A 26,164-nucleotide genomic window follows, 5' to 3' on the forward strand; every position below is an offset into this window, starting at 1 on the left:
ATTGTAATACACATACAGGGAAAAAGAATCTATCAAATAGGGTTCATAATTGTCCTAATTGTGGATATAAAACCAATAGGGATGTGGCGGCCAGTCAAGTTATAAGAAATCGTGGATTAATCGCGGTTGGACAGCCCGTGATTCAAAATGCTTTCGGAGACGTTCTGTCGGGGTCAATTTCTGATTGGCTAGACAAGAGTCTATGAGGAAAGAATCCACTCGCCTTTAGGCAGTGGAGTGTCAATGCGGTCAAGCCTCTTATGGATACGCTGATTACTACATCAGAATTTAGAGTATCTTCAGCTTTATATAACCAGATTTTGAGCAGGGTTGATGAAATTTAACCGATATCTCAGAAACCGGGTTTCTACCATCACCTTTGTCTCCTCACCCAAATCTAGCTCAGAAACCCAGTTTCTTGCCCCCACCGATATCTCAGAAACCGGGTTTCTACCCTCACCTATTCTCCCCATCAAACCTAGTTTTTTAGGTCTGTCGCCAATTCTCAGTTTGAAGACCAACAACGCGATTAAATTCTCGTTGGTTGGCGGTAATCATGAGCAGTTGATGTTCCAGTGCAGTGGCAGCAATCAAGACATCATAAGCCCCAATAGGCTGTCCTTGAGATTTGAGTAAAGCACGAATCTCAGCCGCTTTTTCAGCTTCTGCGTTTGTGAAAGGAAGAATGGTCACCGACGATAAAAAATCGAGAATAACGGGTTTAATTTTTTCCGCCCGTTGTGGATTGAGGGCTAAACCCTAGTTAAGTTCCATCACTGTAATTGAGGAAACAGCAATGTTGACTGGGGCGGTTTGCTTGATTCTGTTTTGAGTACCCGGTTCGCCTTTGATGAAGTCACTGATAACACAGGTATCGAGGAGGTATTGCATTAGAAAATTTCCGGTTCGCGAGGGGGAACCAGTTCATCGCGATAGGACTCGAAAGCGGGGAAATCAGGGATTCCTTGATAAGACAAAATCGCTTCTGACCATTGGGACACTGGAATGGGTGCCGTTTGCATTGTGCGGCGTAACACTTGCAAAATTAAAGTAGGCAGGGGAATATTAGATTCTGTGGCTTGATGGATGAGGTCTTGTTCGAGGTCTGGCGGTAGGTTGATGGTAATTTGCATCGGTGATTTTCCTCAATTGATCCGTCTTCGATATTTTATCATCCTCCACAATAAACCCGAGGAGGATTCAATTTCTGCGGTGAGGATGGCTTCTGCTTCAGTGCCCAGTTTCGGGCTACCATCATTATAGACCACCGAGGAAGGGGTCAGGGGGAGTGGGAGATACAGAAAGGGTGTTCGGGGCTCAATTTGCTTGTAAATACTAGGTAACTGCCTCATCCAGCAGAGTCTCTAAACTTTTCTGTTCTTGCATCGCAATCTGTACCAGTTGGGTCAAAGTTTGGGGTTCAGGTTTCCAATTTATGGTGATTTATAGCATCGTTTCATCCTTTGAGTTATCGTATTTTATCAAATCGTTCCAGAAACTCGCTTTCTCAACTTCCAGAAATCAAAATGGTCAGAGCACGTTCTATGGCTTCCTCTTCTGTGGTACAAATTCCACTGGCTAGGATGCGATCGAGCAAGTTACGGATATCTGGACGGGATAATATGTGATAGGCTTTACGTTCAGCCTTGCGTTGTTCTAAAGCAGTTGTTAGAGTGATCACATCCTGATGAATATCTTCAGCCGAGAGTAACTCTGCATTGGGTTCGGGAACTTGTTTAGTCATGGTTTACCTTCCGTAATTTTCTACAAGGGTTTCAATTAATTTATCGCCGTAATATGTACCTTGTTGCTGGCAGGTTTTGAGGAGGTGCCGAATGTCATCTTTCGTTAAAATCCCGTCTAGTCCAGCCCGTCCTAAAATCCCCGGAAATCCGGTCATTTTTAACCCCATTTCCCCAGCAACTTGACGGGCAGCTTTCTCATCTAAAAGAATAAGTGCCACATTTAGATCGGGGCGATTTTGCATGAGAATTATGGCCTCGGCTTCAGCGAGATCATCACGCCAGTCTGAACGGGTATTTTTGTGCGATCGCGCAATTCGTTTTGCTACAGTTTCTGCTTGTTTTTTTTCTGAATCGGTTAATTCGGCAACAACCACAAATCCCTCACCAATGAGTTGAGTAATTTCATCGAGCCACCCATGACCATCTAGTTCTTGTACCTCAGAGGTGGTAATGTAAAGGAGCGAAAAATATCGCTTGAGTAAATCAATCCGACCACATTGAAAGGCTGAAACGAGAGGTCCTGTATTGGATACTGCTACTATTTTATCAAGTTCTGTGGTATCTGTCATTGTTCCTTAAACGTTATTAGCCTTTTCCCCACTTCCAGAAAAAGGCGGCAGATTGACTTGATCGCGGGTTTCGGTGAGCCAGTCTGGGTATTCAGTTTGCAATTTTTCGAGCAACTTAAACGCGGCATTCACCACCTCATCAGGATGGCTAAAATTGCCCTGGGCTAACTGGGCGGCGATAAACTCTTCTTGTTGCTTGTTTAAGGTAATTTGCATGACGTTCTCCAAAAACTTGCTTTCTCGCCATTATAGCGATCGCGTAGGTGATTCGGACGCAGGTAAAAAACATGGATTTCTTGCCCTCCACCCACATCCCAGAAACCCGGTTTTTGCCATAACCGCTGCCGCCTCACCCCAATCGGGTTGAGAAACCTGGTTTCTTATCCCCCAGCTTTCTCATTCCTCTAACAACGCCCGAAATTGACTATTCTGGCGAAGGCTGTCAAAATCCCTATCCGTCTCACTTTTAACAACGCCCGAAATCGACTATTCTGGCGAAGGCTGTCAAAATCACTATCAGTTTTTGCCATCTCGCGATATTTTGAATCTAACTCAATCGCCCGTTGTAAGGTTTGGATGGCTAAATCGACCTCCCCTTGCAACCCATAAAGACAAGCAAGATTATAGTAAGCATTGGCATAATCAGAATCCAACTCTAAGGCTTTTTGGTAAATCCCTATTGCCTCCTGATAGCGGCCCAAACTCAATAAAGCAAGACCACGATTATCCCAAATATAAGCCGCATCCGCTTTCAAGTTTAGGGCAGTGTCATAACTAGACAGTGCCGCTTCTGCATCTCCAGAACGTCGTTGTGACATTGCCAACCAAGTCCAATATTCAGCATTGTCCGGTTGCAGTTGTACCGCCCCTTGAAAACAACGCACCGCCCCTTCATAGTTTTCTGCTTCCCACAGTGCCTTGCCTTGCTTCTCCAGGGCTTTTACTATATTCCCCCCAATCATCGCGGCAGCATCGGGTCGAAGTTTGACCGCTTTTTCCCAACAGGACATCGCTTCCTCCTCCCGTCCTTGCTGTACCAGAGATAAGCCCTCAGACAGTAAATTCAAGGGATTTTCAGAAGGCGAGGTTAAAGGGGCATCCATTTCCAACGGGAGAAAATCCACCCCCTCCAACCGCAGAAAATGCACCCGCCCCCCATCATCCCCCGCCACCACCGTCACCCCATCCGGTGCAACCTCACAGGAAAGCATCGCACCATCCCCGATAAAGGTGGCTAACACTTCCCCCGTCACCAAATCCCACAGTTTCAGGGTGTTATCCCTGGATGCGGAAACCGCTTGTTTGCCGTCCGGGGTGATGGCCACTGCACTTATATAGTCACTATGCCCGGTGAGGGTAGCGAGTTCCCTCCCCTGCTCCAAATCCCACAGTTTCAGGGTTTTATCACCCGATGCAGACACCGCTCGTTTCCCGTCCGGGGCGATCGCCACTGCCGTTACCCAGTGACTATGCCCAGAGAGGGTAGCGAGTTCCCTCCCCTGCTCCAAATCCCACAGTTTCAGGGTGTTATCTTCCGATGCAGACACCGCTCGTTTCCCGTCGGGGGCGATCGCCACTCCCCATACCAAGCTACTATGCCCAGAGAGGGTAGCGAGTTCCCTCCCCTGCTCCAAATCCCACAGTTTCAGGGTGTTATCACCCGATGCAGACACCGCTCGTTTCCCGTCCGGGGTGATGGTCACTGCACTTATATGGTCACTATGCCCAGAGAGGGTAGCGAGTTCCCTCCCCTGCTCCAAATCCCACAGTTTCAGGGTTTTATCATACGATGCAGACACCGCTCGTTTCCCGTCGGGGGCGATCGCCACTGCTCTTACCCAGTCACTATGCCCAGAGAGGGTAGCGAGTTCCCTCCCCTGCTCCAAATCCCACAGTTTCAGGGTGTTATCACCCGATGCAGACACCGCTCGTTTCCCGTCGGGGGTGATGGCCACTGCACTTATATAGTCACTATGCCCGGTGAGGGTGGCTTTTTCCGACCCCGTAGCCAAATCCCACAGTTTCAGGGTGTTATCCCTGGATGCGGAAACCGCTTGTTTGCCGTCCGGGGTGATGGCCACTGCACTTATATAGTCACTATGCCCGGTGAGGGTGCGAATCAGCGGCCCGCCTGGAGGTGTAAGACTGGTGGTGAGGGGACGAAAACAGGGTTTTTTCTGGGCTTGTTTTGCCTGTTCCAGTAAAGCCACAATCTCTGGATTCTCAAAGGACAGCAACCTCCCCCAAAATTGCCCCGCCAGTTGGGTTTTATCGGATTCCAAAACATGAGCCGATAGCCGCAACGCCCCAGCGATTAATTGCAGGGTTTCCGTCTGTTCCGGGTTCAGTAAGACATCCGAACTCATCGCCAAATCGTAATCTTCAATTAAGGCTTGCACCCCGAACTCCGCCAGTTTTGCCTGCATAAAGTCAAAATCCGTCAGCAGCTTCTGTAGTCGTGCAGTTTGGGCAGTGTTAACGAGATGCTTAGGGAATTTTTCTAAGGCATAGCGCCGCTTTTCTGGATATAATTTGTTTAGCCGTTCAATAAAGCTGGTCATAACTCACGGGTGAAAATAGAACAATTTATAGTAGGTTGGGTGGAGCGATCGCGAAACCCAACACACTCGGACTCTAGGCTGGCGGTGGTTGAGTTTTTGTGGGGTTTACTGGGTTCACATAACCTACTCCTAATGCGATCGCTCTCGGTTCACATAACCTACTAAGATGTTGGGTTTCCTGCGTCCACCCAACCTACTACTAAGATGTTGGGTTTCCTGCGTCCACCCAACCTACTAATTATTCTTCATTATTGTTCTCATCTTCTCCATACAAACCATCCCACAAATTATCAACTATATCTAGTTCAATATCCCGCAAAGATACCCCCGCCTTTTGTACCGTCCTCCTATTAAATAAAAATTCCTGAAAACTCTTGTGATAAATACTATAAACCTCCTCATCTTCCATAATTCGATGGCGCAAAAACTGCTCCCATTCATCCAACACCTCCTGCACTGTTAACGGGTCTTCCTCCGCAAAATCCGCCAACAAATCGCAGGATACAGGCTTCTGAGTCTTTGACAATAAATAGATGATTTTTAACTTCGTCCGGGGTAACGGCTTCGTCACCATCCCCATACGCCGCCAATGTTGCTCATAATATTGCTGCAAACCCCTGGGCAAATTTGCCAAGTTCAAAGCCGCATATTTCCCCTGCTCAATATCATCGAGAACATACTTTAAATACATAAAGTTAGTTTCGCTATTCTCCGCCAAAAATTCGATAAATTCCGCCTCTGTCACCCCTTGGGCCGCCAGCCAGCGCTGGGTAGGTTCCCGTTGGCAGCGATAGCGAATAAACCCTTGGATATCGGCTAAATTCGCTTGATAATACTCATCGGACATCATATCAAACTCCTGCTGTGGTGCCGCAACAACAAAAGGCAAAAAATCCGGGCGTTTGGTCAGGACAAAATAGACCCCCTTCGGTAAATTTTCCGGGAGATAAAGCACATTTTGCCCCCGATTTTGCGTGCTTAAATCCACCTCATCCAAAGCATCCACCGCAATCACTAAACGGTCAGTTTTTGCCGCCGCTTCGGTTAATAATTTGCTCAAAAAGTTGCCATTGCGGGTATTATCAGGATGCAGGGGTAAGTCATAGGCTAACCCATAGCGTTCAATCAGTTGAGCGCAGATACTTCCCAGGAAATCTTCCGTGCTGGTGCGGTTTTCCGACAGGATATTAAAATAAGCCAGACATCCCGTTTGCTGTACATATTGCGCTAATAACGCACTCTTACCCACGCCGGGGTCTGCTTCAATGATAAAATAACCCTTGGCTTGTTTCTGGCAAAATTCCTCAATGGCATTAAACACAAATTCTCTGCCAAAAAATTCCTGGGTTTTTTCCTCAATAAAAGCGGCAAAATCCGCCGGAACTGGAATAGTCCCTTTTAAGGTCGTCAGCAATTGATTAAACCGTTCATCTAACACCGGAAAAGAGGCAATAAAACGATCTATTCCTTGATCAAGTTTATCCCGAATTTGTCGGATTTTCTGTTCAGTATCCCCGACCTGCTCTCCGATTTGGTTGAGTAAGTCGTAAGTTAAGGTGTTAAAAACCACAGTATTATATTTAATTTCTAAGCGGAAATAATGCACCAAGCTAGGTACATATAAACTGCGGAAGGTATTCACTAAAACCGGAGGCGCTTCTCGTAGCCACTGGTGTTCCCTTTCAAGACGCTCCATCAATTGACTCCCAATGGTCTGCTGTTGGTTCCCTTGCCAACTCCCCTCACTGCCTTGGGGCTGTTCCCCCTCGACAATTATTAAGATTTGTTCACCATCTTGCTTAATTTGCTGAATTCGTGCTAAAAGTTCATCCTTAAAGTCCTCCCATTCCGGCATCTTCTGACAACAGGTCAGAATTTCCTTTAAACTGCGGTCATGGGCATTAAGTAGTGCCTTCTCAACATCGTGATTGCGCTCCCCCGCTTTTTGTTGCGCCCACTTAAAAGACTCGCCCGCCATAACTCCTAATCCAGCACTGGCTAGGAGGGACAAAACTTCAATCATCATGCGTTAAAAACCCATCGCAACTACCTGAATGGCTCATTCAATATTATCCCCTATTTCCTATTCTCTTATGCCTGCAACCATTGCTCTCATTGCCCACGACAACAAAAAGGATCAAATGGTGGAATTTGTTAAACGCCATAAGGCCTTATTACAACGTTATCCCCTAATTGCTACTGGGACCACTGGACAACGGATTCAAAACGCCACGGGACTCAAGGTTAATGCTCTGTTATCGGGGCCTTTGGGGGGAGATGCCCAGATTTCTGCTCAAGTGGCTGAGGGTCGTGTAAAAGTGGTGGTCTTTTTAATTGACCCCCTCAATGCCCAACCCCATGAACCGGATATTCAAGCCTTACAAAGGATTTGCGCGGTTCATAATGTCGCTCTGGCTACCAATGTCGCCACGGCTGAGTTCATTATGGAGCGTCTGCGACAAAACCGTATTGCCCACTTGATTTTTAACCCGGTTTCGGGTCAAGGAAATGCCCAAGAGGAGTTAAATCTGATTAAACAAATGCTGACTCCGGCCATGAGTGTGGTGGTGCATGAGACGCAGCCGGAGGTTTCGGCCCAGGAGTTGGCGCAAAAGGCGATCGCAGCCCAAGCCGATTTAATTATTGCTTCGGGGGGAGATGGTACGGTGTCTCAGGTGGCGGGGGTCTTGATGGGGACAGATATTCCCCTGGGCATTATCCCCCGGGGAACCGCTAATGCTTTTGCGGTGGCCTTGGGCATTTCTCGCCTGAATCCCATTTCCCATGCTTGCGAGGTCATTGTGGCCGGGAAAACCCGTATTGTGGACACGGCGCGCTGTAATGGTTTACCCATGATTTTATTAGCGGGGGTGGGCTATGAGGCGGAAACGGTAGAACAGGCGAACCGGGAAGCTAAGAATCGTTGGGGGGTGTTGGCCTATATTATGGCAGGATGGCAAAAAATTGATACAGGTATTCTTTTTGAAACCGAAATCACGGTAGATGATACAGTACGCCAGTTTGAAGCGGGGGCGATTACCATTGCCAATGCGGCACCTCCCACCTCTATTTTAGCTCAGGGCAAGGGACAGGTGGTGTTTGATGATGGTGTCCTTGATGTGACCATTGCCACGGCTACGGGCAAGCTAGAGGCCGTACAGTCGATGTTAAAACTGCTTGGTTCGGCGTTGGTGCAGGTGGAGCCCAATCACCCGGATATTGTCCATATCCAAGCCCAAAAGATTAAGGTGACGGCTAATCCTCCCCAAAAAGTGGTTCTTGATGGGGAAATTATTGGCACAACTCCAGTTGAGGTGGAATGTTTTCCCCAAAGTTTAACGGTGCTTTGTCCGGTGGGGCCATCAGTGCAGAATTGACGTACTCCTACACTTCCCTGTCGGGTAAGTGTAGGCTTCTCCTCCGAGATTTCTCGGATTCGCGTTTTATACTGAACCGCTACAAACCTGCTCTAAGGTTTCGATAAAGTTGGGGTAGGAAATGGCGGCGGCTTCGGCCCGGTGGATGGTGGTCGGGGTGGGGGCGGTGAGGGCGGCAATGGCTAAACTCATGGCAATCCGATGATCGGTATAGCTATCTACGCTGGCCCCAGTGAGAGGGGTTTCGCCACGAATTTCGAGGCCGTCGGGGCGTTCGGTAATGTTGGCACCCATGCGGTTGAGTTGGGAGGCGGTGACGGCGAGGCGATCGCTTTCTTTCACCCGTAACTCTGCCGCGTCTTCTATGACGGTTGTTCCCCGGGCATAGGTGGCGGCAACGGCCAGGATGGGGATTTCATCAATTAGGCGAGGAATTAAGTCTCCGCCGATGGTACAGCCCTTTAAAGCACTATGCCGAACTCGCAAATCGGCCACGGGCTCCCCAGTGACGAGGCGTTCATTTTCGCGCTGAATATCTGCCCCCATTAAGGCCAGGGCTTCTAAAATTCCGGTGCGGGTAGGGTTTACGCCCACATTTTCAATCACCAATTCTGAATCCGGTACAATGGCGGCGGCCACTAACCAAAAGGCGGCGGAACTAATATCTCCGGGGACAATCACTTTCTGTCCGGTTAAACCTCCGGTTTGTCCGGTGATGGTGACGCTACACTGTTGAGGGTCTACGGTTAATTTCGCCCCGAACGCTTTTAGCATCCGCTCGCTGTGATCTCGGGAGAGAGAAGGTTCAGTCACCGTGGTTTCCCCCTCGGCGGCCAGTCCTGCTAATAAGATACAGGATTTGACCTGAGCCGAAGCAATGGGGGATTGATAGTGAATGCCTTGGAGGGATTGACCTTGTACCGCTAGGGGGGCGAGGGAGTTTCCTTGGCGACCGTAAATTTGGGCGCCCATTTGGTGTAAGGGTTTGATGACACGGGACATGGGGCGCGATCGCAGGGAATCATCCCCCGTCACCACAAAAAACCGTTCAGGCTGAGAAGCCAACAAGCCCAACATCAGGCGCATGGTGGTGCCGGAATTGCCTGCATTGAGCAGATCCGGGGGTTCTTGTAAGTTACCTAGACCAATCCCCTCCACCGTGACAGAATGGCTATTAAGGGGGGAAATCTGCGCCCCCATTACCCGGAAGCATTCGGCGGTACTGCGGGGATCTTCTCCGAGTAAGAGGCCTTCAATGGTCGTGGTTCCTGATGCGATCGCCCCTAACATCAATGCCCGATGAGAAATCGACTTATCCCCCGGAATTTTCACCCTCCCCTGTAAGGCTAAACCTCCCTTGGGGGGCGTAATAATTAAATCTTGATGGGGGGCATTGGGAACAAGAACAACGAGCATAACTTTATAATGTAATGATTGACCGAATCCAGCCCGACATTCCAATGGGTTGGCTTTTGTGACCCGCTCTACACTGACAACCAACTGAACACTTTGACACTCTCACCGTTAAACCTATTGGTTCTAACGGGAGTCCTATGAATCACATTTAAAGATAGCATAGGAATCGCCGATCCTTAACCCCCAGGCGAATCTTGACAAGTTAAGACCCAAAGTTAGAAGTCAAGAGCATTCCTGGGTCACGCTGCGCGAACGGGAGTCGGGAATAGGGAATAATTCTTAATTCCCTATTCCCTGACCTTGACAAGAGTAGAAAAGGCTTAACTTGTCAAGGTTTGCCCTAGGTCAACGTCCCAACACTTCCACACTCACCGGAGCCACCCCAGAACGAATCAGACCAATTTCCTGAGCCGCACCTCGGGATAAATCAATAACACGCCCGGCAATAAAAGGCCCTCGGTCATTAATCCGTACCACCACCGACCGACCATTATTCAAATTCGTCACCCTCACCCTTGTGCCAAACGGTAACGTCCGATGGGCCGCCGTCATCGCATTCTGATTATAAATTTCCCCACTGGCTGACCGTCTACCGTGAAAATTGGGGCCATACCAAGACGCTACCCCACGATATAAATGGGACGTGGCCGGAGCAGGACGATAGGCCACCGCTTCTGAAGTCGTCCTTCTCTGAGAAGAAACCCTATTCTGAGAACGAGGAGCATGAGGACTCCGCGTCATCACCTTTTCCTCCTTCGGTGGACTTTCCGGCTGACCCACAACCGCCACCTGTATCTCTTTTTCATCCTTGCCCGTTTCCTCCGCAATCACCGCAGAAGTAGGGTATAATCCGATACCGAACCCCAACGCGATAGTTAGGGCTGATCCCCATAAAATTCGAGATTGAATACTCACAGTCGCCTCCTTAGTAGGACATCGTTTTCCCAAGCCCTACAACCTCTTGGTGTCTTCACTCCTAGATCATGGGTGATTTTGCTCAAACGCTTCGACCGCAAAACCAATTCACCGACACCCTTGAAAAAACTCATGACCTAATTTCACAATACCCCCAATCTACGCAAAGCAAAATATTCTTGAGTATTTTTTTATACGATTTACCAAAGCTTTATAAAATCTTCCCAACCTGTAAAGCTAGAGTGAATTAGCCCAATCCTCATGATCCTTCCCGATCCCCTAGCCTCTAAACTCAATAGCCATGATATACTGCACAGAGGATAGAATTGCCATTCTCACGACCGTTTCCCCATCATTTGCAATGCACAACTTCCTCCCCATCGCCTATTTCCAGAACCAATTTGTTCCCTTTGCTGAAGCCAAAATTTCCATCGCCACTCATGCCCTACACTATGGCACCGGAGCATTTGGAGGACTGCGCGGCATTCCTGACCCCAACAATCCGCAACAAATCTTATTGTTTCGGCTAGATGAACATTGTAAACGCCTCAGCAACAGTGCGCGCTTTTTACATTTTGATCTTCCGGCGGACAAGATTCAACAGGTCATTGTTGAATTTATTCAAAAAAATAAGCCCACTTTTTCCTTTTATATTCGCCCCTTTGTCTATACATCTGACTTAGGTATTGCCCCCCGTTTACATAATATCGAAAAAGATTTCTTTGTTTACGGGTTAGAGTTGGGGGACTATTTATCCCCTGATGGGGTAAGTTGTCGGGTGAGTTCTTGGCATCGTCAGGAAGACCGCAGTTTTCCCCTACGGGGTAAAATTAGCGGGGCTTATATTGCCTCTTCTCTGGCTAAAACTGAGGCCGTCGAATCCGGTTTTGATGAGGCGCTATTAATGAATTCTCAGGGCAAGATTTGCGAGGCTTCGGGGATGAATGTTTTCATGGTGCGTAATGGCAAATTAATCACCCCCAGTTATGACCAAGATATTTTAGAGGGGATTACCCGTAATAGTATTGTCACTTTAGCGGAACACTTTGGCATTCCGGTAATTGAACGGGGGATTGATAAGACGGAATTGCTGATTGCTGATGAAGTCTTTTTAAGTGGGACGGCGGCGAAAATTACGCCCGTTAAACAGATTGAAAACTATCAATTACCCAAAGTTAGACCGATTACGGACAAACTACGGGGGAAACTGGTCGCTATTACAGAAAATCGTGACTCTGATTATCAGGATTGGGTGTATAAAGTTCCTCTGAATTAAGCTTAAAAGGCTTCTGAAATGGGGGAAGATGACTTTAATTGTCTCTCGTCTTAACCCTGATCTCTTGCTCCTCGTATTCCTCACATTATCCACTTGACTTGTGCAACAAAATTCAACGGATTTACGCCGATATGCTCCCGCGACGGAGCGCAATCGTCAACCAATTTTAACGGTCTTAAAGCGTGTTCTTCCCCCCACTGGAACGGTTTTAGAAGTTGCCAGTGGTACGGGTCAACATAGTGTTTATTTTGCTCCTCGTTTAAAGCCTCGGCGCTGGTTAACCAGTGATTGTCACCCGGAATTATTAGCAAGTATTAAAGCTTGGCAAGATGGGGAACCGAGTCCGAATTTATATCCGCCTTGTTTTTTAAATGTTTGTGAGGCTCGTTGGCCGGTGGAAAATGGCAATAGTCCGGCGCATTATACGGCCGAGGAACGGGAAAAGTACCCTATTGAAAGTATTGTTAATATTAATATGATTCACATTGCCCCTTGGGAGGCTTGTTTAGGGCTGATGGCAGGGGCCAAGCGGATTTTACCTCGGGGGGGAATTTTGTATCTCTATGGGCCTTTTAAGCAGGGGGGAGTCCACACGGCAGCGAGTAATGAGGCGTTTGATCTGTCTTTGCGATCGCAAAATCCAGAATGGGGAGTCCGTAATCTAGAAACCGTGCAGGAAGTAGCCGCCGATCATAGTTTAACCTGGCTGGAAACTGTCCCCATGCCTGCCAATAATCTTTCCGTCGTTTTTCAACGGGATTAATCCCCTCACAGTAACTTCTTGATACTTTCAATCCACCGTTCAACATCACTCAGCGAAATTTTAAACAAGGAAACAATTCCCACCCCCACTAAGATAATCCCAATCCAGAAATTACTGTTATAGATATACAAGCCCACTAATACGATAAAGTAGGGCGAAACAATCCCACTCAATTGAGAAACCGTGTTAACCAAAGCAGAAGAATTCGGCACAAACTCCGAGGAAGAAACTTGAATATCTTCCTCTTGTTCCTCTTGAGTGTTCAACGGTAAACCCGTATTTTCTAACTCCTGTTTTTCTCGTTCACTCATAATTGTTCCCTCAATGATTTTGCTTCTAGTCTAACCAAAAATCTGGTAAAACAGCATCTTGCACTTGACGAATTCCCTTATTTATGCTACGCAAAAATTGAATATGGAGTTCATCGGGTTCGACGGGAATAATTTGGGCTTTTTCCCCAGTTTTAAAATAATCGATCACCTCATTAGCTGCTTCTAAACCCGTCACATAGGCTTTTTCTTGGGACCAAGACCCATGATCGGTAATAATCCAATCCCCACTTAAAAAGAGATTGGGAATGGTAGTTTTGCGGTGCAATAAGTATTGATAACTCCCCGGAGAGAAATGGGTGACACCTTGACGCACCCGAATCACACTTTTATCAATAATTTTTGCCTCCTTGAGTTGGGGGAGACAGGTAAGCAAATCCCGGTACACCTTAGCGACAATTTGCCGATCCGTCATGGGTAACAATTGATTAGCATGGTAAAAATCCGCCTCAATAACGCTCCCCGTTTCCTCCTTATAATCATCATGGAGAGCATTGAGATCAAAAAATGTCCAGCCCGTGGTGCTATCAAAACCAAAACAAGCGTTAGACGGGAGGGGAATGGGGACTTTTTGATCAAACCAGAGACGAGTGGCTAAAACATCAATCCCGTTGAGATTCATTAAGTTACGGAATTCTGGGTATTGATTCAGGGTCTTACTGCGAGCAATAATCCGTTTAATGCCAATTACACTGAGGGCAAACACAACGGCATCCCCTTCAAAGCGGTCATTTTCACAGATGACAGACTGCACTTGACCGTTTTCCTTGAGCATTAAATCTGTTACTCGTTGATTCGTCAGAACTTGTCCGCCTAATTTTTGGATTTCCCGCACCCAAGGTTTAAAGATCATTTCCCCCACAGTGCCGCGACACCAAACGACATCAAAATTGGGCTGATGAGCCAAGATGAAATAATAGAGCATTCCCAACGCCGCCGCCGCACTACATTGTTCTCCGGGGGCGAACAAACCGACTAATAACATCGGCTCAAAGGCTTCGCGATATAAACGCGCTGACACCCCATATTGTTTAAAGAGTTCTCGGGCTGTCATTTTATCGTAACGTTGCCAAGCGGCCTCAGAATTGTCGAAGTCTAACACCGCATGGAGTAGGGGGAGGGCAGAAAGACGGTCAATGAGGGGGAGGCGTTTAAATTTAGGATAAAAAAAGGTGCCGAGGGGGGCAGGGAGTTGAATTTCATCTTGAAAAATGGGAGACTCAACTTCTAACCCTTGAGGGGAGTATTGAGCGGAACGGGTAAAGGGGGTAAAGGGATCAAGGTTCAGGTGTTCGACTAACCGGAAAATATTGCGGTAAGGATACCAAAAACCATGAATTCCCCCCTCTACAGAACGTCCACCGGGGGTTTTCCAGCCGGCCACGAGTCCACCGGGTTGGGAAGCGGCTTCAAGTAGTGTTACCTGATATCCTTGTTGTGCGAGGTGATAGGTGGCGCTGAGTCCGGCCCAGCCTGCACCCACGACGATGATTCTTTTCGATTCTGGCATTTTTTTCTGGGTCAGGGTTTATAGTTAAGGATGCCATGAGCAGGGAATGAATGGGCTGCCCCTTGATAAGGATTCATGATGCTTGAACACTCTGGAATATTTTCCGGTAAAGTAAGGGGAGTTAGATGCTCTGAATCCGTTTATACTCTATCTCGCTCTCACTCAAGGTTATTATTTTGGCGATCGCTCTGAACAACAACAGCAATGGTACAACCTCAGCAACCCAATCTTTCGAGTTCTTCTCCCTCGTCCAGTGCATTCGTTGGCGAGATTTATGCTAGCGAGATTTACACTGGCGAGACTTATACTAATAACCTTTCCCAGAGCCAAGGGGTACTACAAACGTTGACACCAGAGCCTCAGCAAAATTCCGTTCAAACTCCTGTTGTCCCATCAGAAACAGCGCGTCCGACCCAGCGCTACAAAATGCTGCAACAACTCGGACAGTCTCTCCAGAGCGGTTGTATCACCTATCTGGCTGAAGATACCATTACTCAGCAGAAAGTGGTGATCAAACACTTTGAGGGAACGGAGCCAGATGAGATGGTTTCAGCGTGGCAAAGAGCGAAACCACAAATTCAACGTCTACAAACCATCAATCATCCTCAACTGTTGACCTATCAGTATGGTTTTCCCACCCATTTGGAGCAGGGAACTGGTTTATGTGTAGTACGCAGTTATATTGATAATTGTCAATCCCTTAATCATAGAAAAGATTTATCTTTCCTAGAGATAAAAACAGTTTTTCTGAAGTTATTAGACCTGCTCAGTGAACTACACCAACAGACTCCAGCCATTATTCATCACAACCTCAAACCCGAGAATATTCTGCTAGATGCGCAACTCAACCTCTACTTAGTCGATTTAGGTTGGCCCAGAGAGTCAGAGTCCGACGAACCGGAGACAGTGTGGGGAGATTTGCGCGATGTGGGAATGACGTGGCTGAGTTGGTTTACCCAAACACCTTGGGAGGAAATGTCCTCCGTTGGCGATCGCCTTTCCCTAGCTTCCCTACAAAAACAACTCTCAACCCTCAACCCCGACTTTGTGCAGTGGTTAGAGTGTTTAGTCAATCCAGACCACCCCAGCCCCTATCAATCAGCCCAGCAAGCGAGAAACGCCCTAGAATGGCTGTCCCTAGCCCCCGTACCGGAAGTTGCCCTCAAACAGCCGGCCATAGTAGTTAAAGCCCATCACACCGGAGAAGTTCTCACCCAAACCCTGCGACTCACCCGAGAACTCCCCCCCACCCTGACCGCAGGAACTTGGGAAATTGCCCCCCACTCCGATGATCCCCCCCACAGTCCAACCATTCACCCTTGGATTCGCATTAATCCCGCTCATTTTGACCCCAAACAACGAGACTATCAACTCATTATTGATCCTCATCATTTAACCCTTGGGGAAAGCTACGAACGGCAGATTGTTTTACATCAATATTCTACGCCGGAAGTTAAATATACCCTGAACTTACAAGTTCATCTTATCCCGGCCAAACCTTCCCCCAAAGATTGGCTTCAAGCCCGTTTCACCAAACACCTACCCCGTCTTTTCTTTAAGAAAACCAATCCTTTTGCTTATCTCTCAGAAGAGGAAATTAGATTAGCCCTCACCCGTTATGGTTCTCCCGATTGGACAGAAGAGGATTTTCAACAACTGCTGAGACTGTTAGGAGAAGCGGGTTATGGTTGGCTGAATCCCGAAGGGATTCGCAAGCAATTAGAAATCATGAGTCAACAGTATAAAGCTTAGTGGTTCAAACCCCCCAGATCAAAAAGGTTAAGCTGTGCTGCTCCTTGACCCCAATTTCGAGAGACTCGATTAATTTTTCTCGACCCAAAAAGGGCGAGCGGTTAATCTCAGCTTGTTGTCCGTGTTCACTGGTCAATAAATCCGCTAAAATAGCCAAGAATTGCAGTCATTCATCAAACTTAACTCGGTCAGAGTTGGTGCTAACTGTAGAATTCAACTAAGTTGTGTGTCAGGACTCGGGTAGTCGAACCCCCCTCCTGTCTTAATTTTCATTAAGCAGTTGGTTAAATGATTCCTGATCCATCTTAGGTCTGACGATGATTGATATGGTGTTTTGAGGAGTCATAAAACCGTGAAACTACAATTTAAACAAGAGAAAACGCTTTCTTCTGCCGTCCTGCTCACGCTGTTGGGTTTGTTTACCAGTCCCTTACAAGCTCAAGCAACTCCCGCGTCAGAACTGCTAGCGTCTTCTTCGTCTGCCAAAGCTCAGTCCTCTGTTGAATCATCAGAGTCCACTGTCAGCAACAGTCCCGCCGCATCTACATTAACTGCTGCTGTAACCGGACACCAGAAATCCGAAGGATCTTTTACGGAAGCGTCTCTTCTGCAATCTTCCGAAGCGATTCCTGCCCAAGGCTTTACCAACGCCCAAAAACCGCCTTCCTTCTTTAATACCCCATCTGCTCCCGCCCCATCGTCATCCTCCAACCTCAAGGAAACCCTCGCCAACCCCAGTCAACCGACTCCCGTCATCTTCAACAACCAAGTTGAAGGGGATCCCATGTCCCAAGTGAACAGCGTCACCCAGTTTCGGGACGTTTTTCCCGGGGACTGGGCCTATCAAGCCCTGAGTGACCTTGTAACTCGCTATGGTTGTATTGCCGGGTATCCTGACGGTACCTTCCGAGGCAACCGCGCCCTCAGTCGTTATGAATTCGCCGCCGGACTCAACGCCTGCTTACAACAGATTGAGCGCATCCTTGCCGAGTCCACCGCCGACCTCGCCACCCGGGAAGACCTCGAAGTGCTACAGGCCTTAATGCGCGAATTTCAAGGGGAACTCGAAATGCTAGGCGGTCGCATCGATGCCCTCGATGCTCGGATCACCTTCCAAGAAGATAATCAATTCTCCACTACGACCAAACTCTTTGGTCAAGCCATCATCGGGATTCAAGGCCGTGACGGGGGAACTTTCGACTTCTTGGGACTTCGTTTCCAAGACCGTCAAGAAAGCATTAACGTCGTTGCTAATGCTCAACTGAGCTTATTCACCCAATTTAGTCCCCGGAGTTTACTGCTCACCAGCTTCCAAGCAGGGACAGGAAGCACCGTCGATTCCTTCGCAGGCGATCGCAGCCTACCCAGCCAATACCGGAACTTTGTCGGATTAGCCTACGAAGGCGACACCAACGCCAACCTCTTCCTCAGTGACCTCAACTACCGTCACCTCTTCGGCAACAACCTAGCCGTCATGGTTGGCCCCCGTGGGATTAGCCCCGTCAACGTCTTCCGAGGCTCCAACCGAGTAGAAAGCGCCGGGAGTGGCCCCCTGTCACGCTTTGCCCAACGTAACCCCATCTCCAGCATCGGGGGCGGTCAAGGCGGTATCGGGTTAGACTGGCAAATTTCCCCCATCGCCAGTTTACAAGCCGTTTACTCCTCCAGCGACCCCGAGAACAGTTTCCCCGGCACCATCTTTAACGGTGGACTCTTTGGCGGGGACTACGCCGCCACCACCGCCGGGTTACAAGTAGTCCTCTCCCCCACCGACGACATCGACGTAGCCCTGCAATACATCCATTCCTACTCCCCCTTGGGCTTACTGCTCACCGGATTAGGCGATGATCAACTAATCACCAGTAACAGTGGAGCCTTCCTCCGCGCCCCCATGCAGACCAACGCCTTTGGCTTTAACACCGAATGGCGGGTAACACCCAGATTTACCCTAGGCGGTTGGGTCGGCTATAGCACCTCCAGCTACCTCCCCGGCTCCGGAACCGTGGAAACCCTCAACTGGATGGCCTTCCTGAACTTCCCCGACCTCGGTGGTCAAGGCAACCTCGGCGGCCTCTACTTTGGGCAACCCCCCAAAATCACCAGCAGTAACGTCTCCCAAGGCGGTCTAGGTCGGAATATCCCCGGCTTCTCCCAAAACGTCGTCAACCCCCCGGCTGGCGGCCAACCTGCCACCAGCTACCACCTCGAAGCCTTCTATCGGCTACGTCTCACCGATAACATCAGCATCACACCGGGCGTGATCTTCGTCTTTAACCCCGGTCACAACAGCAGAAACAGCACCGTCACCATCGGCGCGTTGCGCACCACCTTCAGCTTCTAGAGTGGCACTTAAGACCTGACAAGAGGGGGACTTTGTTCCCCCTTTTTAATCTGTTCTCCCCTCTTGGTCTTCTCCCTGCTCTAGAGTCAGTAACTTTTAATACTTCGACCCTAGACTTAATTTCAGATCATTGATCTCGATCCAAAACAGAAGGGTAAAGAAGCCAGAAAAGCCCAAAGAGCAAGCAGGGGAGTTTTTAGAAACAAGGCAATGCTTTCTAGAATCGAGGAGAGAGCCTAGAAGTCCCCAATCAGGCGGATTGATCACAGATAAAAACGCAACAAAATTAGTACATTTTGCGGATGTCATTTACTCTAAAATCGTGACTTTTTCTGCGTATGTTCTGTGACTAAAATCACCAGTCCCCTTGAAAAATTACTCAGAAAAATTTTTCTAAAATTGGGAACACTTGGGAAACCCCTCCCGTCATAGGAGACAACAGAAGAGAAAAAAGCCCTAAAATGGGCAGTTGTAAACCAGTCCCGCAATCTTTTCTCTTTTCCTTCTGGGGCTTCTACCTTCTCTCTCCCAATCTAAACTGGCTGTACTTCAAGCTTGCTTCTAGGAGTCCATCCAACAGCAAGAGACTTCTAAATCAACAACAGTCCAACTCATCTTCATTTTACTTGTGGAGTATTTCACTATGGTTTCTCAATCAACTCGTCAAACTGCACTGTTTTTAGGTCTGGCCGGAACTTTTGCCCTCGGCGTTGCTCCTGCGGCTCAAGCTCAAATCCCTGTGACGGGTGGTAGCATTCAAGGTGAAGCAGCATTCTTTATTCCCTCTCAAAACCCAGAAGGGAATGTTAGCCTGTTTGACATCGGTATTAACCAACTGCGCATCGTTAGCCCCAACGGTGTCCTGACTAACCCCAACTTTATCCCCACCGGAAGCTACTTTGATGATGGTGGCAACGGTAAAGTGAACGCCGGAGACACGGGGTTATTACAAGGTCAACTGTCTGGGGTTGCTTTTAACGGTAATGGTTTCCTCGTTCCCTTCTCCCGTGTTGATACGATTCTGAGCTTCAAGGTTGGTTTCTTCGACAGTAACCCCCTCAATGTTCCAGGTACCTTAATCCGACCTGAAGTTGCTGCTCCTCAACTGTTCCTACCCTATCTCTCCAATGTTCAAGGAACTGGCTTCACCCCCACTGAAGGAAAACTGCAAATCGGTCAGATTGATGCCAATATTGACAACGGTTTGATTGACTTACCCTCTGACTACCGCTTTGTTCAGACGGCTGGTGCAACTCTTCCTGAAGTTATCCCCATCGCTACTCAAAAAATCAAATTTGAGTTTGAAGGGAAAGACGTTACTCTGAACCGAGGTGGTAGCAGCACCAGCAGCAACACCAGCACAAGTGGCACCAGCACAAGTGGCACCAGCACAAGTAGCACCAGCACAAGTAGCACCAGCACAAGTGGCACCAGCACAAGTGGCACCAGCACAAGTGGCACCAGCAACACCTCTAGTTCTTCTGAGAATCAACTAGCAACCGCCCAAGGGACTGACCTTGATTACTCTGATGGCAGTCTCCGGGTGTCTGGTGAAGCGACCAAGTTCAAAATTGAATCCGTTGGTGGTGGTAGTCGCAACAAGTTCAAGATTGAAGGGTCTGGTGCTATTGACTTTGCGATGGCTAACCTGCAACAAGTGGGCGATGTCACCGAGAAAAACCGTGCTTCTTTAGACTTGGCTCGCTCGCTGAACTATAAAATTGATGGTCAAGCAAGTGGTTATTTTGCACTGCTGAACTCCACTGCTACCGCTTTTAGTGGCAGCAACTTACGCGGCGACAAACCCGTTGAGTTTAAAGTGAAGCAAGATAGCACGAATTTTGAATTAGATGGTAAATTCCGAGGCGATATTCAATTCCTGACCCAAAGTGGTGTTGGTGAAGTCAATGTATCTCGTCTGTCTCGTAACTACAAGTACGAAAACTTGGCCGGAAATCCCACGTTCTTAGCCCTGCGGAATGCTGGTACGGAAGTAAATGTTAACTTCTTAACTGTTAACCAACGGGAATTCAAAACCCGCGATGTGTTCAAAGTTGGTCGTTTTAGCTTCAATGTTCTCGACGGTGGCAAAATCAAATTTGAGGATGTGAAAGTTGAAGTCACTCCTGCCAGTGTTGAATTTGAACAACAAGAGCGCATCAGCAACGAAATCAAAGTTAAATTTGAGCGCAACAACCGCTTCAAATTTAATCCCGCGATTGTGAATATCTTCACAGGTCGGGGCGGTCGTGGTCGCTTCTTGGTCTTAGGTTCTCCTATCTACTTTGTGAATCAAACAGCACAAGTTGATGTCCAGTTTGGTGAAGTCTCTGGTGTTCGTTACTTAGTCGCTTCTCGCGGTCGTGGTCGTGGTTTAGCGTTGGGTTACAAACTCCGTGGTCCTTCTAGCCGTGCTTTCCCCTCTTTGGTTGGTTTAAGCGAAATCTCTCAAGAGGAAGCTGAATCTATCTATGATCAACTGGCGGCTGATGAGGATGATCTCGATTTCGGCGCTGATGTTGATGATGACACCGACTTAGATGTTGATGATGATGATGATTTAGACGTTGACGACGACGAAGTTGAAGTTGATGACGACGACGAAGTTGAAGTCGATGACGACGCTGAAGTTGAAGTCGATGACGACGCTGAAGTTGAAGTCGATGACGACGCTGAAGTTGAAGTCGATGACGACGCTGAAGTTGAAGTCGATGACGACGCTGAAGTTGAAGTTGATGACGACGCTGAAGTTGAAGTCGATGACGACGCTGAAGTTGAAGTCGATGACGAAGGGATTGAATTAGAAGGAATCGAAGGTTTGGAAGAAATTGATCCTAGTATTCTTCCTAACTAATTCACGACTCCATGCTGAATAAAGTTCTCTGAATAAATAACCCCGCTCATTTAATGTGAGCGGGGTTTTTCTGATATGAAATACCGAAATGTTAGCTTGTTGGGTGGTGAGTTGTTGGGTTATGCTGGCACTCCACCCAACCTACAGATAATTTCAAGGTTTCTTACTGTTGGGTGGTGATTTGTTGGGTTGCACTGGGTTCTACCCAACCTACAGATAACCTTCTTTTTTTCTCTCTAATCTAGAAAGATATCGTCTGTTTCGTCCCCATACTCCCACTCTAGATTAGGCATGGCATCAAAGGCTTGACGTAGGGATTCTTCCCAGAGTTTGCGCATTTTGGCTAAGTAGGGCGCACCTAGGCGTAATTGGAGACGGTGACGCAAGACTAGGGTATCTCGTTCATACATGACTAAATTAATCGGAGGTCCGACGGATAGGTTAGACTTCATGGTTGAGTCTATGGAAAGAAGGGCGCATTTAGCTACGGCTTCTAAGTGGGTTTCATAGCTGAGAGTCCGATCTAATATGGGTTTACCGTATTTGGTTTCTCCAATTTGGATAAAGGGGGTTTCTTTGGTGGCTTGGATAAAGTTGCCTTGGGGATAAACTAAATACAGTTTGTGTTTTTCTCCGGGGAGTTGTCCCCCTAATAGTAAACTGCACTTGTAGTCAATATTATCTCGCTCTAACCAAGGTCTATCTCGCTCTTGAACTTCACGAATTTTACTGCCCACGTAATGGGCAATATCATAAAAAGAGTTCAGGGTGTGTAGGTTGGTTTCAGTTTGATTTTCAATGTCTCGTTCTAGGGCGGTAATTACACTTTGGGTAATGGCGAGATTCCCGGATGTACAGATAATAATAACTCGTTCTCCGGTTACGGAAAAATCAAATAGTTTCCGATAGGTGGAAATGTAATCTACTCCGGCATTGGTGCGTGAGTCGGCGGCAATGACCAGACCGGAGCGTGTGATAATGCCTAAACAATATGTCATACCCTGTGTTAGTTTAGATTGAAAGCTAAATTGCGTCACTCAAGCTTTTTTATGGTGAAAAATAGAAGTTAAAGCGGCTATTTTTAAGCCAGTATTGTCTGTTTCGCTCAAAATATTTAAGTTTAAATATTAGGGCAAGGGTTGAACCATTTTGATCAAAAGTACGGTCTTGAAGTTAGGGTCATGACAATACAATATGAGCCTTTTCTATCTTAGCCCAAAATTGCGCGGGTTTTGGTTAAGTTTAGCTTTGGTGAAAGCTTATCTGAATGGAGTTAAGTTGTACCCGCGTCAGAAAGAAGGTTGGGGACAGGATGAATGGCGACCTAACCCCAAAATGGGTTAGTCTTAGGCAGCACGAAAAGCAAGTGTGACTTGTTAAGATTCTACAAGCCTTGGGAGGCAGGGCTTTTGCCTGTGGACGCTGAGTATGGGATGTTGATGGGATGGCGTGGCGGTTTGCGGATTGGGGAGCAGAAGGGTTCTCGATTGTGTTGTTCCGGGGTGCTATGGTTGGGGATAGGGTGTGCAAGGGGTACGGATGCTCGGTTAATCGCTGAGGGGGTGGATCAGGTGTTCGGAGATTATGATCTCGCAGGGGAGGCGATCGCAGGAGTTGCCACTTTGGATATAAAAGCCCATGAAACCGGGATTTTAGCCCTCTGTCGCGATCGCCATTTCCCTCTAAAAACCTTTACAGGCCAGCAACTCCAAGGGATTCGGGTTCCCACTCCCTCGGGGGTAGTGCAGCAGAAAGTCGGCATCCCCAGCGTTGCGGAAGCGGCTGCCCTTTGTGCGGCCGGGGGACAGGGGGCTGTGTTGTTGGTGCCGAAGCAAATTATCAAGCAAGCTGGGCGCAAGGGGGCTGTCACCCTTGCCGTTGCCGTAGAGCGAAAATCGGAAATGTCGTATTAAGCAAGGTTGACATCCTCCCCGGCCTAAAGGCACGGGGATTCCCAGTCTGTCCACATTCAGTGGACTCCTGATGGGTAGACAGACAAGCAACCGCCCCAGATTGGGGTCTAACACTGCTTAACGCCTGTCCATTCAGGTCGGCAAGCCCTGCCGCCATAATATTTACACTGGCATTCACATCCCGGTCTTGTTCTGCACCACAGGTGAATTCGTTATGATGATTGATGGGGAGGGTGCGGTCAATAATTCGCTCAAAAGCACAAAAATACATGAATTCAATTCAACAAGCGCAGGAAATTTACCAAAGTTTTCCCAGACGGTTTCACAGTCTGATGTTAAGCACGGTCAGTGGGGAGGGGGTGCCAGATGCCAGTTATGCACCCTTTATTATGAATGCCCAGAAACAAATTTATTTATTTGTCAGTGGTTTATCGACCCATACCCAAAATTTGTTAGTCCGTCCTCAAGCCAGTGTGCTGTTGATTGAAGATGAAGGGAGCGCTCAACAGATTTTTGCTCGTTGCCGTTTAAGCTATCTTTGTCAAGCAAAGTTCATGGAACGTAACACTGGGGAATGGCAGTATATTGCCGATCAATTTCAGGAAAAATTTGGGGATATTGTGACGGTATTTCGGCGTTTACCGGATTTTCGGGTGGTGGAATTAACTCCGACTCAGGGGCGGTTTATTTTAGGCTTCGGGGGGGCGTATCATATCCGAGGCAATGATTTAAACCGCTTGGTGCTAGAAGAGAGAGGAAACCCCAATTCGTCATCAAAGTAGGGGATTTCCTGCTCCTTCTAGGATTGACACCGGGGGGAAATTAGAGGGCACCCAAACTGGCTAAACCCAGAATTGCCCCGGCGCCGAGGATATGCCCAAAGCTGGTGGTGGCTAACAGGGCGGGGAAACCCATCCCCCCGAAAAAGGGAGACATGGGCAGGGCGGGGCCTACGCTGGGTTGTTGAACGGTGAATTTGGCGAAGGCGATCGCAATAATATTACAAACAATCATCACGATGGCGACTTTCGGGCTCCAGCTTACGGAAGTTCCACCAACAGCAGCAAGTAAAAGGGTATGAGTCAAGGGTTTTCTCCTTTATTCCAATTATTAACATGGCTTTTGACGACTCATTTTGCCACAAAATCGCCCAGGGGGATACACCCCGGATCAATTATCAATAATCAATTATCAGTTGTTGTCCTAGGCTTTAAATTGTTTCAAGCGCGCTTTAACCGCTTGAATTACAGTTTCAATGACAAATACTCGGGCATAGTATTTATCGTTTCCGGGGACAATCGTCCAGGGCGCTCCGGGGGTGCTAGTGCGTCCAATAGCTTGGTTAATCGCCACCTCATAAAGGGGCCATTTTTCCCGGTTGCGCCAATCTTCCTCAGTTAATTTATATTGTTTGAGGGGATCTTCTTTGCGCTTTTCAAAGCGGGCTAATTGTTCCTCGGGGCTAATATGTAACCAGAATTTGACTAACACATAATTACTGGTCACTAATTGGGCTTCAAATTCGTTAATTTCTCGGTAAGCTCTACGCCATTCTGCCTCTGTGGCAAACCCTTCCACTCGCTCCACTAATACCCGACCATACCAACTGCGGTCAAAAATGCCAAATTTCCCCGCTGCTGGGAGTTTCCGCCAAAAGCGCCAGAGGTAATGATAAGTATGTTCTTCCTCTGTGGGGGCAGCGTAGGCATTGACTTCATAACTGCGGGGATCGAGAATATCGGTAAAGCGTTTAATCGCTCCCCCTTTTCCGGCTGCATCCCACCCTTCAAAAACCAATAGAACCGGAATTTGATGTTTATGAATTTGTAATTGCAGTTGAAGTAATTCCAGTTGAGCGTTACGCAATTTTTCTTTATATTCCTCTCGATCCAGTTTCAGAGCAAGGTCTACTTTCGCTAGAAAATCCGGTTCTGTGGGCAGCAATTGGACTTGTGGGGTGCTGGGGGGAACAGGCTGTTGGATGGCCTGACGATCTAAGGCACTGGTAAGGGTAGAAACCAGTTGTGATAATACTTTGACCCTAGTCCAACGTTTACAGTTGCCCTCCACTAAGACCCAGGGCGCTACACCTGTACTGGTGTGAAGAAACATCTCTTCGGCTAAGGCACAGTATTGAGCGTAATATTTAGCTTGTAACCAATCTTCGGGACGCACTCGCCAAGCGCTGAGTTCATCTTTCGCGAGGGTTTTGATGCGTTTTTTGAGTTCTTTGCGGCTGATATGGATAAAGAACTTGGCGATCGCAACTCCATCCTCGACCTGTTGACGTTCAAAGGCGTTAATCTGCGCCATCGCTTGGGGGGCCTTATATTCCGGCAATTTGTCAAACAGACGATCCTCTAAAACATGGGTATACCAACTATGGTAAAAAATGCCAAAGCTTCCCCGGGGTGGCAGTTGTTGCCAAAAGCGCCATAAAAACGGATATTGTTCCTCCGTGGGGGTGGGGGCGAGGGTAGGATGAACAGAAAACCCTCGGGGGTCCATTGAGTTGACCATTTTTTTCACGAGGGACCCTTTCCCCGTCGCAGACCATCCTTCTAAAACCACAATCAAGGGTAGTTGACGCTCCCAACAGGATTGTTGTAGGACTTGTAACTGCTGCATTAAGTCCTCAACTTGGGTTGTATAGGTGTCTTTGTCGAGGGAATGTTCCAGATCCAGAGTATCTAACATAGAGTAGTAAGTTCTCGTGGGTTCATCCCTAACTCTAGCAAGAGAGCCGTGAAAGGTGAGTCAAGGTCAGGGAATTGATAATTGATAATTGATAATTGTTCCCCCTGCCCCCCTGCCCCCTTGCTCCCCTGCTCCCCTGCCCCCCT

The 26,164-nt window shown here is 47.9% G+C and carries 24 protein-coding genes and 2 pseudogenes; 10 read left to right on the plus strand and 16 right to left on the minus strand.

What is annotated here, in order from left to right; all coding sequences use genetic code 11:
* Positions 1 to 206, plus strand: a 206-nt coding sequence (locus tag K4A83_RS13835; RefSeq protein WP_265265193.1) for a transposase, incomplete at its 5' end; no start/stop codon positions are given.
* Positions 207 to 257: 51 nt separating this feature from the next.
* A pseudogene (locus tag K4A83_RS23240) lies at positions 258 to 344 on the plus strand (DUF3368 domain-containing protein); the annotation flags it as partial.
* A gap of 142 nt (positions 345 to 486) precedes the next feature.
* Here the strand turns inward: K4A83_RS23240 and K4A83_RS23245 are convergent.
* The 7 genes and pseudogenes from K4A83_RS23245 to K4A83_RS13870 all read right to left on the minus strand — a co-directional run bounded on the left by K4A83_RS23245 (position 487) and on the right by K4A83_RS13870 (position 6,901).
* Positions 487 to 891, minus strand: a pseudogene (locus tag K4A83_RS23245) (PIN domain-containing protein).
* The gene (locus K4A83_RS13845; protein WP_265265194.1) at positions 891 to 1,133 is read right to left on the minus strand and encodes a hypothetical protein; all 243 of its coding nucleotides are present in this window, start codon (positions 1,131 to 1,133) and stop codon (positions 891 to 893) included. The pseudogene K4A83_RS23245 and the gene K4A83_RS13845 overlap by 1 nt, the downstream one beginning before the upstream one ends.
* A 374-nt stretch (positions 1,134 to 1,507) precedes the next feature.
* Positions 1,508 to 1,744, minus strand: a complete 237-nt coding sequence (locus K4A83_RS13850) for a hypothetical protein (protein WP_265265195.1) — start codon at positions 1,742 to 1,744, stop codon at positions 1,508 to 1,510.
* 3 nt (positions 1,745 to 1,747) lie between these two features.
* Complete coding sequence (locus K4A83_RS13855) at positions 1,748 to 2,314, minus strand: hypothetical protein (RefSeq protein WP_014274069.1); 567 nt, start codon at positions 2,312 to 2,314, stop codon at positions 1,748 to 1,750.
* Between the two features lie 6 nt (positions 2,315 to 2,320).
* Positions 2,321 to 2,530, minus strand: coding sequence for a ribbon-helix-helix domain-containing protein (locus K4A83_RS13860; protein ID WP_265265196.1), 210 nt, complete (start codon positions 2,528 to 2,530; stop codon positions 2,321 to 2,323).
* A gap of 188 nt (positions 2,531 to 2,718) precedes the next feature.
* Positions 2,719 to 4,875 carry a tetratricopeptide repeat protein gene (locus tag K4A83_RS13865; protein WP_265265197.1) on the minus strand — a complete coding sequence of 719 codons (2,157 nt, stop codon included), beginning with the start codon at positions 4,873 to 4,875 and terminating at the stop codon, positions 2,719 to 2,721.
* A gap of 238 nt (positions 4,876 to 5,113) precedes the next feature.
* Positions 5,114 to 6,901, minus strand: a complete 1,788-nt coding sequence (locus K4A83_RS13870) for an ATP-binding protein (protein ID WP_265265198.1) — start codon at positions 6,899 to 6,901, stop codon at positions 5,114 to 5,116.
* Between the two features lie 67 nt (positions 6,902 to 6,968).
* Between K4A83_RS13870 and mgsA the strand changes: the two genes are divergently transcribed.
* A complete protein-coding gene (gene mgsA, locus K4A83_RS13875; protein WP_265265199.1) occupies positions 6,969 to 8,252 on the plus strand; it encodes a methylglyoxal synthase in 1,284 nt (427 codons plus the stop codon).
* A gap of 66 nt (positions 8,253 to 8,318) precedes the next feature.
* Here mgsA and aroA read toward each other — a convergent pair whose 3' ends face one another.
* Together aroA and K4A83_RS13885 are read right to left on the minus strand one after the other, a co-directional pair.
* Positions 8,319 to 9,668: a 3-phosphoshikimate 1-carboxyvinyltransferase gene (gene aroA, locus K4A83_RS13880; protein ID WP_265265200.1), complete on the minus strand. Its 1,350-nt coding sequence runs from the start codon at positions 9,666 to 9,668 to the stop codon at positions 8,319 to 8,321.
* A 345-nt stretch (positions 9,669 to 10,013) separates the two neighbouring features.
* Positions 10,014 to 10,583, minus strand: coding sequence for a septal ring lytic transglycosylase RlpA family protein (locus tag K4A83_RS13885; protein ID WP_265265201.1), 570 nt, complete (start codon positions 10,581 to 10,583; stop codon positions 10,014 to 10,016).
* 361 nt (positions 10,584 to 10,944) lie between these two features.
* Here K4A83_RS13885 and K4A83_RS13890 point away from each other — a divergent pair, with 361 nt between their 5' ends.
* Positions 10,945 to 11,859 carry a branched-chain amino acid transaminase gene (locus K4A83_RS13890; RefSeq protein ID WP_265265203.1) on the plus strand — a complete coding sequence of 305 codons (915 nt, stop codon included), beginning with the start codon at positions 10,945 to 10,947 and terminating at the stop codon, positions 11,857 to 11,859.
* 100 nt (positions 11,860 to 11,959) lie between these two features.
* Positions 11,960 to 12,622 (plus strand): class I SAM-dependent methyltransferase, encoded by a 663-nt coding sequence (locus K4A83_RS13895; protein ID WP_265265204.1) that lies wholly within the window; start codon positions 11,960 to 11,962, stop codon positions 12,620 to 12,622.
* A gap of 5 nt (positions 12,623 to 12,627) precedes the next feature.
* Here K4A83_RS13895 and K4A83_RS13900 read toward each other — a convergent pair whose 3' ends face one another.
* Together K4A83_RS13900 and K4A83_RS13905 are read right to left on the minus strand one after the other, a co-directional pair.
* Positions 12,628 to 12,933: a hypothetical protein gene (locus K4A83_RS13900; RefSeq protein WP_265265205.1), complete on the minus strand. Its 306-nt coding sequence runs from the start codon at positions 12,931 to 12,933 to the stop codon at positions 12,628 to 12,630.
* A gap of 25 nt (positions 12,934 to 12,958) precedes the next feature.
* Complete coding sequence (locus K4A83_RS13905; RefSeq protein ID WP_265265206.1) at positions 12,959 to 14,461, minus strand: hydroxysqualene dehydroxylase; 1,503 nt, start codon at positions 14,459 to 14,461, stop codon at positions 12,959 to 12,961.
* 345 nt (positions 14,462 to 14,806) lie between these two features.
* Here K4A83_RS13905 and K4A83_RS13910 point away from each other — a divergent pair, with 345 nt between their 5' ends.
* Complete coding sequence (locus K4A83_RS13910) at positions 14,807 to 16,213, plus strand: protein kinase domain-containing protein (RefSeq protein WP_265265207.1); 1,407 nt, start codon at positions 14,807 to 14,809, stop codon at positions 16,211 to 16,213.
* A 4-nt stretch (positions 16,214 to 16,217) separates the two neighbouring features.
* Here K4A83_RS13910 and K4A83_RS13915 read toward each other — a convergent pair whose 3' ends face one another.
* Positions 16,218 to 16,370, minus strand: coding sequence for a hypothetical protein (locus K4A83_RS13915; protein WP_265265208.1), 153 nt, complete (start codon positions 16,368 to 16,370; stop codon positions 16,218 to 16,220).
* Between the two features lie 195 nt (positions 16,371 to 16,565).
* Between K4A83_RS13915 and K4A83_RS13920 the strand changes: the two genes are divergently transcribed.
* Positions 16,566 to 18,554, plus strand: a complete 1,989-nt coding sequence (locus K4A83_RS13920; protein WP_265265209.1) for an iron uptake porin — start codon at positions 16,566 to 16,568, stop codon at positions 18,552 to 18,554.
* Positions 18,555 to 19,197: 643 nt separating this feature from the next.
* On the plus strand, positions 19,198 to 21,408 hold the full coding sequence (locus tag K4A83_RS13925) for a hypothetical protein (RefSeq protein WP_265265210.1): 2,211 nt from the start codon (positions 19,198 to 19,200) through the stop codon (positions 21,406 to 21,408).
* Between the two features lie 236 nt (positions 21,409 to 21,644).
* Here the strand turns inward: K4A83_RS13925 and K4A83_RS13930 are convergent, their stop codons facing one another.
* Complete coding sequence (locus tag K4A83_RS13930; protein ID WP_265265211.1) at positions 21,645 to 22,406, minus strand: proteasome-type protease; 762 nt, start codon at positions 22,404 to 22,406, stop codon at positions 21,645 to 21,647.
* Positions 22,407 to 22,823: 417 nt separating this feature from the next.
* Here K4A83_RS13930 and K4A83_RS13935 point away from each other — a divergent pair, with 417 nt between their 5' ends.
* Positions 22,824 to 23,321 carry a cobalamin biosynthesis protein gene (locus K4A83_RS13935; RefSeq protein ID WP_265265216.1) on the plus strand — a complete coding sequence of 166 codons (498 nt, stop codon included), beginning with the start codon at positions 22,824 to 22,826 and terminating at the stop codon, positions 23,319 to 23,321.
* Here K4A83_RS13935 and K4A83_RS13940 read toward each other — a convergent pair.
* Entirely contained in the window at positions 23,275 to 23,592 is a 318-nt protein-coding gene (locus K4A83_RS13940; protein ID WP_265265213.1) for a transposase, read from the minus strand. The genes K4A83_RS13935 and K4A83_RS13940 overlap by 47 nt on opposite strands.
* Between K4A83_RS13940 and K4A83_RS13945 the strand changes: the two genes are divergently transcribed.
* The gene (locus tag K4A83_RS13945; protein ID WP_265265214.1) at positions 23,591 to 24,103 is read left to right on the plus strand and encodes a HugZ family pyridoxamine 5'-phosphate oxidase; all 513 of its coding nucleotides are present in this window, start codon (positions 23,591 to 23,593) and stop codon (positions 24,101 to 24,103) included. The two genes, K4A83_RS13940 and K4A83_RS13945, sit on opposite strands and share 2 nt — an antisense overlap.
* A 40-nt stretch (positions 24,104 to 24,143) precedes the next feature.
* On the opposite strand, the gene psaK is transcribed toward K4A83_RS13945, so the two are convergent.
* Both psaK and pap read right to left on the minus strand, forming a co-directional pair.
* Entirely contained in the window at positions 24,144 to 24,407 is a 264-nt protein-coding gene (gene psaK, locus K4A83_RS13950) for a photosystem I reaction center subunit PsaK (protein ID WP_026079972.1), read from the minus strand.
* Between the two features lie 117 nt (positions 24,408 to 24,524).
* A complete protein-coding gene (pap, locus tag K4A83_RS13955; RefSeq protein ID WP_265265215.1) occupies positions 24,525 to 26,018 on the minus strand; it encodes a polyphosphate:AMP phosphotransferase in 1,494 nt (497 codons plus the stop codon).
* Positions 26,019 to 26,164: the final 146 nt, after the last annotated feature.

This window comes from Spirulina subsalsa FACHB-351 (assembly GCF_026130165.1).
Taxonomy (GTDB): domain Bacteria; phylum Cyanobacteriota; class Cyanobacteriia; order Cyanobacteriales; family Spirulinaceae; genus Spirulina_A; species Spirulina_A subsalsa_A.

Coding starts and splice junctions, on each gene's coding strand:
- K4A83_RS13845 (WP_265265194.1), bottom strand. CDS start 1,133: ATGCAAATTACCATCAACCTACCGCCAGACCTCGAACAAGACCTCATC.
- K4A83_RS13850 (WP_265265195.1), bottom strand. CDS start 1,744: ATGACTAAACAAGTTCCCGAACCCAATGCAGAGTTACTCTCGGCTGAA.
- K4A83_RS13855 (WP_014274069.1), bottom strand. CDS start 2,314: ATGACAGATACCACAGAACTTGATAAAATAGTAGCAGTATCCAATACA.
- K4A83_RS13860 (WP_265265196.1), bottom strand. CDS start 2,530: ATGCAAATTACCTTAAACAAGCAACAAGAAGAGTTTATCGCCGCCCAG.
- K4A83_RS13865 (WP_265265197.1), bottom strand. CDS start 4,875: ATGACCAGCTTTATTGAACGGCTAAACAAATTATATCCAGAAAAGCGG.
- K4A83_RS13870 (WP_265265198.1), bottom strand. CDS start 6,901: ATGATGATTGAAGTTTTGTCCCTCCTAGCCAGTGCTGGATTAGGAGTT.
- mgsA (WP_265265199.1), top strand. CDS start 6,969: ATGCCTGCAACCATTGCTCTCATTGCCCACGACAACAAAAAGGATCAA.
- aroA (WP_265265200.1), bottom strand. CDS start 9,668: ATGCTCGTTGTTCTTGTTCCCAATGCCCCCCATCAAGATTTAATTATT.
- K4A83_RS13890 (WP_265265203.1), top strand. CDS start 10,945: ATGCACAACTTCCTCCCCATCGCCTATTTCCAGAACCAATTTGTTCCC.
- K4A83_RS13900 (WP_265265205.1), bottom strand. CDS start 12,933: ATGAGTGAACGAGAAAAACAGGAGTTAGAAAATACGGGTTTACCGTTG.
- K4A83_RS13905 (WP_265265206.1), bottom strand. CDS start 14,461: ATGCCAGAATCGAAAAGAATCATCGTCGTGGGTGCAGGCTGGGCCGGA.
- K4A83_RS13925 (WP_265265210.1), top strand. CDS start 19,198: ATGGTTTCTCAATCAACTCGTCAAACTGCACTGTTTTTAGGTCTGGCC.
- K4A83_RS13930 (WP_265265211.1), bottom strand. CDS start 22,406: ATGACATATTGTTTAGGCATTATCACACGCTCCGGTCTGGTCATTGCC.
- K4A83_RS13945 (WP_265265214.1), top strand. CDS start 23,591: ATGAATTCAATTCAACAAGCGCAGGAAATTTACCAAAGTTTTCCCAGA.
- K4A83_RS13940 (WP_265265213.1), bottom strand. CDS start 23,592: ATGTATTTTTGTGCTTTTGAGCGAATTATTGACCGCACCCTCCCCATC.
- pap (WP_265265215.1), bottom strand. CDS start 26,018: ATGTTAGATACTCTGGATCTGGAACATTCCCTCGACAAAGACACCTAT.